We start from the raw sequence: 11,571 nt of genomic DNA on the forward strand, positions 1-11,571 counted from the left end.
GGCTATGAAGGCGCAAGAGGCCATCACAGGCTTGCAGCCGCGTCCGCCTTGCCACCCTCTTCAGAATTTCGGCGGCCCGATCTCCAGCAGGCCGGCAGGAGGCGCAATTTCGCCGAGACGCCGTGTGATGTCGGCTTCGGAGGGTGCGGCCGCGACCGGTGCTGGCGATTGTCCGAGATGGGCCAGGCGCGGCCAGCAGATCACCGCCGTCGTCACCAGCAGCTGCACGAGGATGAAGGGGGCGAGCGCCGCCATCGCGGCCCGCAGCGGCGCGCGCCGGGTCGCCGCCGCCCGCGTCATCGTCAGCGCATAGCCGAGCGGCGGCAGCAGGAAGCTGGTCTGCAGGACGAGCAGGGTCAGCACCGCGACCCATTGCGCATCCTCGACCCGCATCAGGATCGGCGGCAGCAGGATCGGCACCAGCACGAAGATGATCTCGAAGGCATCGAGAACGAAGGCTGCCAGAAAGATCAGGCCGAGACCTGCGCCGAGAATACCGAGAGGGCCGCCGGGCACGGCCTCCATCCAGCTCGCGACGAGCCGGTCGCTTCCGAGGATGCGGAAGACGAGGGTGAAGGTCGTCGCCGCCACCAGCAGGGCCATCAACGCGCCGGTCATCGCCAGCGTGTCGTCGAGAACCGCCTTCAGGCGTGCAAGGTCGAGCTGGCGGCTCAGCAGGCCCGCGGCCAGCAGGCCGACGGCTCCCATCGCCGCCGCTTCGACCGCATAGAAATAGCCGAGCGCGACGCCGACAAGCAGCCCGCCGATGAAGCCGACGGCGAGGAGCGCCAGAACGGCTTCGCCAAGTGCCGGCATAGGCAGGCGCCGGCCACGGTCCCGGCGCAGGAACGCCAGGACCAGGCAGGCTGCCAGAAACAGCCCCGCCGGCAGCATGGCGCCGCGAAAGACGTCCTGCGTGTTGACGATGCGATCGACCCGGCCGGTCGCGTTGAGGGCGATGGTATGGGCCGCCATCATCGCATCGCCGAGCAGGATCAGCACCAGCGAAGGCGGCACGAGCACGCCAAGCGTGCTGGCGACCGTCAGCAGGGCGATGCTCTCGGCCGGCGCCACCTCCTGCTCGGCCAGCGCCGGTTCGATCGCGCGCGTCAGTGCGATCGCATTGGCGCTGACGGAACCGTTCATCGGCCCCAATATGGCGCCGAGCGCCAGGGTCGCTCCGCGGGCGCCGCCGAAGGGGCGCAACGCCGCCCGGAACAGGATCCGCGCCAGCGGCAGCCGGTTCAGCAGCGCCCCCATGAAGACGAACAGCGGCATCGCCTGCAGCAGGTCCGATTCCAGCAATCCGACGATCCGGCTGGGCAGCGCCGCAAGCAGCGCCGCGCTGGACGGATCGAGCGCCACCGACGCGGCGGCTCCGAGCGTGGCGAGGCTGATCAGCACGCCCCAGACGGGCAGCCCCGTCGCGATCGCGCCCAGCGCGACGCCGGCGAGCATGGCAAGGCCGATCCACTGGCTCACAGGCGCCTCCGCAGCAGGCCGAGCAGGCCGGACGCGAAGACGAGCCCCGCCAGGATGAAGCCCGAGGCGCGAATGAGAAAATAGCCGGGATTGCCGGTATCCGGGAAGGATTCGAAGACCCGGAGGCTGGCCAGCAAAGCCGGCCAGCCGACGATCAGCAGAAACAGCGACCAGGGTAAGAGTCCGAACGCGATCAGGCCGATCTCCAGGGCCCGCCGCAGCCTCTGCCCGTGCCGGTGCGCCAGAGCGTCGCTCGCCAGATGGGCGCCGGAGCGCGTGGCCGCCGTCAGCGACACCGCGACATAGAGCGCAAAGACGCATTGGCCGAGATCGTTGGCCTCCCGCGACCAGCCCTTGACAAGATCGCGCAGCGGCCATTGCAGGAAGAGCAGGAGCACCAGCGGCAAGGCCAGCCAGCGGGCCGCCAGGCAGATCGCTCCAAGGCTTTGGTCGAGCGCGTCGATGAGAGCTTGCGAGAGACGCGTCATGGCGTGGGCTGCCAGTCGAGTTCGCTGGCATGGCGGCCCTGGCGGGCATTGTAGCGAATGGCCGATCCAAGCGCGGCCTCAACCGCAGCGCTATCGGCTCCGCGCGGGCATCCGGTCGTCTCGTAGCGCAAGGCCTGCCGTGCCAGCCAGGCGATCCATTGCTGTTCGATGGCGTCCACGGACGCACCGGCCGGAAAGGGCCGCGACACATAGAAGCGATGCTCCCGGTCCGAGCCCGCATAGCAATAGCGCCAATCCGCCGCCGAAGCCGGCAGCGCTGGCCGTGCCGATACGCACAAGAGAAGAAGCGCGAGCCTCGCGAGCCTGTGCAAGCCGCCCTCGCGCAACCGTTTCGCCCGGATGCTCATGCCTCTGATGCCTCTCCGGGAGCGCGCTCTAGGAGAGCCAGCCGGTCGCGACGGCCCAGAGCAGGAAAATGCCCATCCCGGCGCGATAGACGACGAAGACCCAGCTCGACATCCTCTCGAGATAGCGCATCAGCCCCCAGATCGCCGCGAATGACGCCAGCGAGCCCGCGAGCAGGCCGACGGCGAGCAGGGCCACGGCATGGGCGTCCAGCCCGGCCCGGGCGATCTCCCAGGCCTCCTTCAGCCCCGCCAGGGCGATGGCGGGCAGGCCCAGCAGGAAGGACAGCCGTGCCGCCTCGGCCCGCTTGAAGCCGAGCCCCATCCCGGCAGTCAGGGTCGAGCCGGAGCGCGAGACGCCGGGAATCAGCGCGCCGACCTGCGCCAGGCCGATCAGCAGGTAGTCCCGGATACCAGCCTGCTCCGCCGTCCGGCGATGGCTCGCGAACCACTCCGTCGCCGCGAGCAGCAGCGCCATCACCAGCGAAGCCGCGCCGATCACGCCGAGCGAGCGCAAGGGCGAGCCGCAGCGGTTGAGCAGCGGCGCCAGTGCTACGCCGGCCAGCACGATCGGGATCGTCGCGAGCACGACGCCGAAGGCCAGCCGGCCCGGCCCCGTCGTGAACTGGCGGGTCCGGAGCGCGTCGATGGCCCCGCCCGCCATGCTCCCGACATCGCGCCTGAAATAGCTGATCACGGCCGCCAGCGCGGCGAGCTGCATCAGCGCCGAGAAAGCCGAGCCGGGATCGGGCCAGCCCAGCAGCGCCGGCACCACCCGCATATGCGCCGTCGAGGAGATCGGCAGCAGCTCGGTGATCCCCTGCACCAGCCCGAGCACGATGACTTGCCCGACATCGAGCGTGGCGAAGCCGGTATCGAGTCCGGCGGAACAAGCTGCGGCCATAACGATGGATCTCGTGAGAAAGCTGCCGCGCGCCAAGCACGAAGCATTCCAGAGAAGCAGGCGCGGCCCGATGCGTCAGGACCCGCGCCAGAACGGCTGTTTTGGGGCCTTTGAGAGTGCCTTGCGCCGATCCGCGCTCGCAGGCGCGCAGTCCAAGGCCTCGACCGCGCTCCAAAGTTTGCAGCTCCGCTCAATCTGTGAAGCGAGCTGATCCGGCCTGCTGGATTGTCGAGTCGGGTTCCCGCAAGGCCGGCCGCGGTACGGATACACGCAGACGACTGGATGCGGCGGCAAGCAGCGACCCGTTACGCAATCAGCGAATCGGCTTTCATGGGAGTTCGGGAGTTTTGGAACGCGAAAAAAGGCGCCGTATTCGCGCCTCGTCTCAACCTGCTACCGTCAAGTGCTTGATGTCGTGGTGGGTGATGTAGGGCTCGAACCTACGACCCGCTGATTAAGAGTCAGCTGCTCTACCAACTGAGCTAATCACCCATACGCCACGAAGACGTCGTCGGCGAGGCGTGGACCGCGTCCCGACGGGCGGCGATGTAGCAAACACCCCCGCCCCTGTCCACCCGTTTACGACAGAAATATGCAAACTCGTTTTGGAGAACTCTGCGCCGCCTCGTGGCAAGCCTTGGAAAAGCCTGCCGCACGGCGCGTGGCAGGCCGTTTTTGCGGGGTTTTCAGGTCGCTGCGCGGCGGTTGAGCAAATGGTAGAGCGCGATCGCGGCGAAGGTCGCCGTGCCGATCCCGCCGAGCTCGTAACCGAAGATCGGCAGCTTGAGATCGCCGGCGCCGAGAATCAGCGCGGTCGCCACCGTCAGCAGATTCTTCGGCTGCGCGAAGTCGACCTTGTTCTCGACCCAGATCCGGCCGGCGGTCGCGGCGATCAGGCCGAAGACGACGACGGCGAGGCCGCCGAGCACCGCCACGGGAATCGTGCCGATCACCGCGCCGAATTTCGGCGAGAAGCCGAGCAGCAGCGCAACCACGCCGGCAGCGACGAAGACCAGCGTCGAATAAACCCGCGTCACCGCCATCACGCCCATGTTCTCGGCGTAAGTCGTGACGCCGGGGCCGCCGCCCGAGCCCGCGATCATCGTGCCCAGGCCGTCAGCGAAGAAGCCGCGCCCGATCAGCCCGTCGAGATTGCGCCCGGTCATCACCGAGATCGCCTTGATGTGCCCGAGATTCTCCGCGACCAGGATGATCGCGACCGGCACGATCAGCGCGATCGCCTTCGAATCGAACACCGGCGCGACGAAGTTCGGCAGGCCGAACCAGGCGGCCGCCGCGACCTTGCCGAAATCGACCGGCGGCGCGCCGAAGCTGGTCGCCGTCGCGGCGTAGAGGATATAGGCGGCGAGCCCGCCGATCAGCACCGGCAGGCGCTGCGCCAGACCGCGCCCGTAGACGGCGACCAGCGCCACCGCGACCACGGTGAACAGCGCGATCCATTTGGTGTAGGGGCTCGCCGAGATCATGCTGATCGCGACCGCCGTCAGGTTGAGGCCGATTGCGGCGACGACCGCGCCGGTCACCACCGGCGGTAGCAAGGTCTCGATCCAGCGCGTGCCGATGCCCTGCACCAGGATGCCGATCGCGGCATAGACCGCGCCGCAGGCGATGATGCCGCCGAGCGCGACCGGCAAATTGGCGTTCGGGCCGGAGCCGGCATAGCCGGTTGCGGCGATGACGACGCCGATGAAGGCGAAGGAGGAGCCGAGATAGCTCGGCAGCCGCCCGCCGGTGATCACGAAGAACAGCAGCGTCGCGATACCGGAGAAGAAGATCGCGACGTTCGGGTCGAAGCCCATCAGGATCGGCGCCAGCACCGTCGAGCCGAACATGGCGACGACATGCTGCAGGCCGGCGATGATCGTCTGCCCGGTCGGCAGGCGTTCGTCCGGCATCACGTCGCCGGAGGTCTTCAGCGTCCAGTTCGGAAAATAGCCAGCCATCTCGCCGCTCCCAGCCAACGCGCCTGCGCGCACCGGGAGGCAATAGTGGCAAGAATCGGGCCTGCGCCAAGCGAGCGCCCCACGCCGTCCACCGCAAACAGCGCGCTAGGACGCAGAACCCTGTTGAAAGCCGGTTCTCATCTCCAGGCCGAAGCGCCTCAGGGTGCCACGCCAAAGGCGCGGTAACGCTCCTCGGCCTGTGCGTCGAGCGCCTTCGCCTTGGCGAAGTCGGCCGCCGCCTCGTTTACGTCGCCACGGCGCTGATGCGCCAAGGCGCGACCGTACCAGGCCTGGCCGAGCCGGGCATCGAGCGACAGCGCCCGGTCGAAATCGGCGATCGCAGCATCGGTCTGGCCGAGCGCCGTCCGCAGCGCAGCGCGCGCCACCCAGCCGTCGGGATCGGCCCGGTTGGCCGCGACCGCGGCGTCGAGATCGGCCAGCGCCCGCTCGTATTCGCGCGCATGCTGCAGCAGCAGCGCCCGGTTGAGCAGCGCCGCGGCATTGGCCGGCGCAACCGCGACGAGATCGTCATAGGCCTTGAGCGCGGCGCTGAGCTGCCCGCGCGCCGTCAGCGCCCTCGCCCGCTGGAACAGCGCCTCGATCGAACGCGGCTCGCCGCGCAACGCCGCATCCGCATCGGCCTGCGCCGCGATGAAGGCACCGTCGCGGAAATTCAGCCGGGCGCGCTGCACCAAAGCCGCCGGGTTCTCCGGCTCGAGCAGCAGGGCAACGGCGAGATCGGCCCGCGCCTGTGCCTCGCGCTGCGGCTGGCCGATGCTGAACTGCGCCCGCCGGACCAGGCGCGGCACGTCGAAGACGTCGAGCGCCAGCGCCGCATCGAGCGCCGCTAGCGGATTGGGCGGGACTGGCAGGGGCGCCGAAGCCATCTGCGGCTGCGGCCGCAACGCGCGATAGGCGCTCTGCAGCGCGGCACGCTCCCGCTCATAGCTGTCGCCTGCGCTCCGCCACAGCCCGGCGAGGCGCGCCGGCCAGACCTCGATCGAGCGGCCGAGCGCCGGCAGCAGTTCCTCACGCCGTTCGAGCGCCCCCTCATGCTCCGGATCGACCGCAAGCAGCGCGCCATAGGCAGCCGCCGCCGCGCTGCGATCGCCGCGAACCTCCTGCGCCAGGCCGAAGCCGAACAGCGTGGCGCGATCCTGCGGCTTCAAGGCGAGCGCGGCGCGATAGGCCGCCAGCGCCGGAACCGGCCGGCCAAGCGCCAGCAGCGCATCGCCGCGCATGCCATGCCAGGCGCCGGCATCGTGCCCCGGCCCGGCCCGGTCGAGATCGCGCAGCGCCTTGTCGTTGCGGCCGAGCTGCAGCAGGAGCTGCGCGCGGTTGCGCAGGGCATTGCCGTCGCCGGGAACGAGCGCGATGACGCGGTCGAGATCACCAAGCGCCTCCTCGCGGCGACCGAGCCCGGCAAGCAGGCCGGCGCGGTTGTTGAGGCCGAAGGCAGCGCTGGGCTGGACCGCCAGCAAACGGTCATAGGCCGCGATCGCCTCCTCGACACGGCCCATCCGCTGCAGGAGGAAGGCACGCCGGGACAGCGACGTCTCGTGCCGGCTATCGAAGCGCAGCGCCCGCTCATAGCTGGCCAGCGCCGGCCCGTCATGGCCGAGCGCCTCGAAGGCCCGTCCGCGCTCCAGCCAGACCTGCACGACGGTCGGCTCCAGCCGCAGGGCGGCGTCGAAGGCAGCGATGGCCTCGCGCGGCCGCGCCAATGCGACGAGCGAGAGCCCGCGCCGGTAATGATAGGAGGTAACCTCCGGCTCCAGCGCCAGGGCGGCGTCGAGATCGGCCAGCGCCGCCTCGTGCTCGCCCTCGTCCTGCCGGAACCGCCCGCGCGTGCCGCGCGCCCAGCTATTGGAGGGATCGAGGGCGATGGCATCGTCGAGATCGGCCCGCGCTCCCGCGATGTTGCCGGCGCGCTCGCGCAGCAGCGCCCGGTCGGCCAGCAGCGTCGCGCGCCCGCCGAGGACCATCGCCCGTTCGATCAGCGCCGCCGCCTCGGCATGCCGGCCGAGCTCGGACAAGGCGTGCGCCCGGCCGCGCAGGGCAGCGAGATGATTCGGCACCGCCTTGAGCGCCGCATCGAAATCGCGCAACGCCGCGTCGAGGGCGTTCTCGGCCTCGGAGATCCAGCCGCGGCTGGCGAGCAGATCGGCGCGAACGGCGCGGTTGAACTCGCCGGTCAGGCTCTCGTCACAGGCTGCCCGCCGTTCGGCGCCGCCGGCCTCGATCGCGCCCATGCAGACGCGCAGGCGTTCCTGGGCTCGCTCCGCCCGCTCGGGCAGCGCGGCAGGCGCATAGGCCACGGCGGGCCAGGCAGCCAACATGGCAAATGCGCTGACCGAGAAAAGGCGCAGCAGCTTCATCAAGAACGTCTCGCGGTGATCCCCGTGCCCATGAGAGCGACACCTGTTTTGCGAATCCAGACTTTGTTCCTGTGGAAAGCAAAAATTGAGCCGGTGTGCCGCGCTGGTCACAGCGCAGCACACCGGCCTTGGCCGCAAAACCCGAGATTACAAGGCCAGAGACTACTCCGCCGCCTGCGCGTGCATGCGGCTGCCGCGGGCAACCAGCTTGTTGAGCGCGGCGAGGTAAGCCTTGCAGGAGGAGACCAGCGTATCGGGATCGGCGCCGCGGCCGGTCACCGCCGCGCCGTTCTGGCCGAGGCGCACGGTGACTTCGGCCTGCGCATCGGTGCCCTCGGTGACGGCGTGGACGTCGTAGAGCTCCAGCACCGCCTCATGCGGCACCAGCGCCTTGACCGCGTTGAACACGGCGTCGATCGGCCCGTTGCCCTCGGCCTCCTCGGCGACGATCCGGCCATCGATGTCGAGCTTCAGCATGGCGCGCTGAGGCCCACGCGTCCCGGCGATCACCGTCAGCGAGACCAGCTTCACCCGGTCATGGGCGGTGGCGAGATTCTCGTCGACCAGCGCCTCGATGTCCTCGTCATAGACATGCTTCTTGCGGTCGGCGAGCGCCTTGAAGCGGGTGAAGGCGTCCTCCAACTGGTTGTCGCCGAGGTCGTAGCCCATCTCGGTCAGCTTGGAGCGGAAGGCGGCGCGGCCGGAATGCTTGCCCATCACCAGCGAGGTCTTGGTCACGCCGACCGAGGCCGGGGTCATGATCTCGTAGGTCTGCTGGTGCTTCAGCATGCCGTCCTGGTGGATGCCGCTCTCATGCGCGAAGGCGTTCCGGCCGACGATCGCCTTGTTGTACTGCACCGGGAAGGAGCAGGCGGTCGAGACCGCCCTGGAGGCGCGCATCAGATAGGTCGCGTCGATGCCGGTGTCGTAGGGCATGACATCGCCGCGCACCCGCAGCGCCATCACGATCTCTTCCAGCGCCGCATTGCCGGCGCGCTCGCCGATGCCGTTGATGGTGCATTCGACCTGGCGCGCCCCGCCCTCGATCGCCGCCAGCGAATTGGCGACGGCGAGGCCGAGATCATTGTGGCAATGCGCCGAGAAGATCGCCTTGTCGGCATTCGGCACGCGCTCGCGCACCGCCTTGAACATCGCCCGGTATTCCTCGGGCGTGGCGTAGCCGACCGTGTCCGGCAGGTTGATCGTGCTCGCCCCGGCCCTGATCGCGGTCTCGACCGCCCGGCAGAGATAGTCGATCGGCGTGCGGGTCGAATCCATGCCCGACCATTCGACGTCCTCGACCAGGTTGCGCGCCTGCGTCACCGTTTTCGCAATGATCTCCAGCACCTCCTCCTCGCTCTTTCGCATCTGGTGCTGCAGATGGATCGGCGAGGTCGAGACGAAGGTGTGGATGCGGGGCTTGGCGGCATGGCGTACCGCCTCGCCGGCGCGGGCGATGTCTGCGGAGATGGCGCGGGCGAGCCCAGCGACGGTCGCACGCTTGATCCGGGAAGCGATCGCCGAGACCGCCTCGAAATCACCGTCCGAAGCGATCGGGAAGCCGGCCTCGATGATGTCGACGCCCATCGCGTCCAGCATGTCGGCGACCTCGAGCTTCTCCTCGAAGGTCATGGTCGCGCCGGGGCATTGCTCGCCATCGCGCAAGGTGGTGTCGAAGATCATGACGCGGTCCTTGGCGGACACGGTGTTGCCTGCATTGCTCATGGGTCTTGTCCCTGGTCAGGGCGCGCCGCATCTCGGTTTCGGGCTGGCGCGCGAGGTCTGGAGCTATGTTCTCGTCATCCCCTGAGCGCCCAGGCACACGTGCCCGGCCGGCCCTCAGGGGCTGGTAAGAAGAAGCAGCTGACCAAGGAGCGAGGGAGCGCGCATGCCGGCCGTCCGCGCAGCGGCGCGGTTCAGGCTCTCGGCATGGGTGGCGGATGCGGCCACGAACGATCCTCGTCTCGACGGAAGCTGTCTACCGGATCGGAGGATAGGAAGGCAAGCCGGAAAGGTCTTGAACGTTCGTGCGTGACGCCGGACTTCGCTCATCCAGCTTATCCGTCATTGCGAGCGCAGCGAAGCAATCCAGGAAGACGTAGAGCACTGCAGTCCCTAGATTGCTTCGTCGCTTACGCTCCTCGCAATGACGGTTCCAACGGCCCAGCGCCTCACCCCGCAGCGCCTGCCCGCTCCTTCAGCGTCCTGGTCGGCCCAGGCGGCCCCGGCCAGACCTGCAAACGGTAGAAGTCGTCGCCCTCCAGCCCGTCCTCGCTCAGGTTGTCGAGGCCGACATAGGAGACTCGCAGGCGATAGCTCCCGGGCGCGAGCGAAAAGCGCGCCCGCTCCTGCGGCGACCCTTCCGTGCAGCCGATCAGCATCACCTGGCCGGAGCGCACCCTGAACGAGCACTCGTTGACCAGTTCCCATTCGCCGAAATCGGCCTCGGGTGCAGTGTCATGGACCGAGAGCACGACCGGGACATTCATGTTCCTGGCGGTCGCGACGCCGACCGAGCATTCGCCGACGGCGAGCATCCGCTCCACCGTCTCGTCGGTCCAGAACGTCCCCCAATCCTCGTCGACCGCCTCGTCCTGGAGATAGAACTGGAAGTAGTCGGCGAAGATTTCGAGCTCGGCGGTATGCAGCACGGTCATGACGATCAGGGTTCCGTCGAATTGTGACGGGAGTAAGAGGCTCCAGGCACGCATGACCCGCCATTGCCTTGGCATGACGGGCCAGCTGCGTGGATTAGCTGCCTGATGCGATTCGGCCTATGGCCACACCCATCAGATGTCTACCTGCCAACCGGAGTGCCGCGCCCGATGCAGCGCTATGATCGTCCCGCCGTCGGGCTCGCCTTGGGCCTCTCGGGGCTTGCCGGCTTCGTCGATGCGCTCGGCTTCCTGAACATCGGCGGCTTCTTCGTCTCGTTCATGACCGGCAACACCACCCGCCTCGGCATCGAGCTGGCGGAAGGCCGCATCGACGGCATCTTGGTGGCCGGCATGATCATCGCCCTCTTCGTCGTCGGGGTAATCTGCGGCTCGCTCATCGGCCATGTCGGCAGGCGCCGGCGCCAGGCCGCGGTGCTCGCGTTCGTGACGCTGGCGCTGGCGCTCTCGGCCGCCCTCTACGGCGCCGGGCTGGCCATAGCCGCAGCCGGCACTCTCGCTCTGGCGATGGGCACGGAGAACGCCGTCTTCCAGCGCGACGGCGAGGTCACGATCGGCCTGACCTACATGACCGGCACGCTGGTCAAGATGGGTCAGCGCCTCGCCGGCGCTCTGCTCGGTGGCTCCAAACGCGCTTTCCTGCGCCATTTCGTGCTCTGGGTCAGCCTGCTCGTCGGCGCGTTCCTGGGCGCCTATGTGCATGGGCATGTCGGGCTGGGGGCGATCTGGCTGGCGGCCCTGGCGGCAGGCGGCTTCACCATCGTCGCCTTCTTCATGCCGAGTCAGGATTGAGCTTCTCCGGGAGGTCTTTGCCTCGCGGGCGGAATCAACCATGGTTCCGCTCCGACCAGCCGGAGCCCTGTCCATGCGCGCCGCCCTCCTCGCCGCCGCCCTCGGCCTTTCCCTCGCCGCCTGCCAGAGCGCCGCGCCGCCTCCCGCCCCCTCGCCCGAGCAGGCGCCGACCGGCGTTACGCCCAACACCTTCCGCATGCCGACCGGCTCGGGTTGCGCCGGCGAGGTCGACCGCTTCCAGGCGGTGATGGACAACGACCTCTCGACCGGCCACACCACCAAGGGTGTCCACAGCCGCGTCAGCGCCGAGATCGACACCGCCCGCAAGAGCTGCGCCGCCGGCAACGAGGCCGGCGCGACCTCCCAGATCCGCGCCACACGGACGAAATTCGGCTATCCGGCAGGCTGACCTGCCTTTCGGGTTTCCTCGGCGAAAGACGAAGGCGCGCGCCCCCTCCCCCTTGTGGGGAGGGGCAGGGGTGGGGGTCGCAAAGCCGAAGCCATAGGCGGGACCAGACGGCGC

At 68.8% G+C, this 11,571-nt stretch carries 10 protein-coding genes and 1 tRNA gene; 2 read left to right on the forward strand and 9 right to left on the reverse strand.

The window, feature by feature from the left end; translation table 11 throughout:
• Positions 1 to 60 precede the first annotated feature (60 nt).
• The 9 genes from AC3WLC_RS25265 to AC3WLC_RS25305 all read right to left on the reverse strand — a co-directional run bounded on the left by AC3WLC_RS25265 (position 61) and on the right by AC3WLC_RS25305 (position 10,238).
• On the reverse strand, positions 61 to 1,482 hold the full coding sequence (locus tag AC3WLC_RS25265; RefSeq protein WP_493686669.1) for a TRAP transporter large permease subunit: 1,422 nt from the start codon (positions 1,480 to 1,482) through the stop codon (positions 61 to 63).
• A complete protein-coding gene (locus AC3WLC_RS25270; protein WP_493686670.1) occupies positions 1,479 to 1,970 on the reverse strand; it encodes a TRAP transporter small permease subunit in 492 nt (163 codons plus the stop codon). Before AC3WLC_RS25270 ends, AC3WLC_RS25265 begins: the two co-directional genes overlap by 4 nt.
• Positions 1,967 to 2,338, reverse strand: coding sequence for a hypothetical protein (locus AC3WLC_RS25275; protein ID WP_493686671.1), 372 nt, complete (start codon positions 2,336 to 2,338; stop codon positions 1,967 to 1,969). The genes AC3WLC_RS25270 and AC3WLC_RS25275 overlap by 4 nt, the downstream gene beginning before the upstream one ends.
• A 28-nt stretch (positions 2,339 to 2,366) precedes the next feature.
• Entirely contained in the window at positions 2,367 to 3,239 is an 873-nt protein-coding gene (locus AC3WLC_RS25280; RefSeq protein ID WP_493686672.1) for an undecaprenyl-diphosphate phosphatase, read from the reverse strand.
• Between the two features lie 416 nt (positions 3,240 to 3,655).
• Positions 3,656 to 3,731: transfer RNA gene (locus AC3WLC_RS25285), tRNA-Lys, on the reverse strand.
• Positions 3,732 to 3,925: 194 nt separating this feature from the next.
• Complete coding sequence (locus tag AC3WLC_RS25290) at positions 3,926 to 5,203, reverse strand: solute carrier family 23 protein (RefSeq protein WP_493686673.1); 1,278 nt, start codon at positions 5,201 to 5,203, stop codon at positions 3,926 to 3,928.
• Positions 5,204 to 5,361: 158 nt separating this feature from the next.
• On the reverse strand, positions 5,362 to 7,581 hold the full coding sequence (locus AC3WLC_RS25295) for a tetratricopeptide repeat protein (protein ID WP_493686674.1): 2,220 nt from the start codon (positions 7,579 to 7,581) through the stop codon (positions 5,362 to 5,364).
• Positions 7,582 to 7,743: 162 nt separating this feature from the next.
• A complete protein-coding gene (locus AC3WLC_RS25300) occupies positions 7,744 to 9,306 on the reverse strand; it encodes a 2-isopropylmalate synthase (RefSeq protein ID WP_493686675.1) in 1,563 nt (520 codons plus the stop codon).
• 446 nt (positions 9,307 to 9,752) lie between these two features.
• Entirely contained in the window at positions 9,753 to 10,238 is a 486-nt protein-coding gene (locus AC3WLC_RS25305) for a hypothetical protein (RefSeq protein WP_493686676.1), read from the reverse strand.
• A gap of 168 nt (positions 10,239 to 10,406) precedes the next feature.
• Between AC3WLC_RS25305 and AC3WLC_RS25310 the strand changes: the two genes are divergently transcribed.
• Together AC3WLC_RS25310 and AC3WLC_RS25315 are read left to right on the forward strand one after the other, a co-directional pair.
• A complete protein-coding gene (locus AC3WLC_RS25310; RefSeq protein ID WP_493686677.1) occupies positions 10,407 to 11,048 on the forward strand; it encodes a YoaK family protein in 642 nt (213 codons plus the stop codon).
• A 73-nt stretch (positions 11,049 to 11,121) separates the two neighbouring features.
• On the forward strand, positions 11,122 to 11,457 hold the full coding sequence (locus AC3WLC_RS25315; RefSeq protein ID WP_493686678.1) for a hypothetical protein: 336 nt from the start codon (positions 11,122 to 11,124) through the stop codon (positions 11,455 to 11,457).
• Positions 11,458 to 11,571 lie beyond the last annotated feature (114 nt).

The sequence above is a fragment of the Allobosea sp. GW821-FHT03A12 genome (assembly GCF_058986765.1).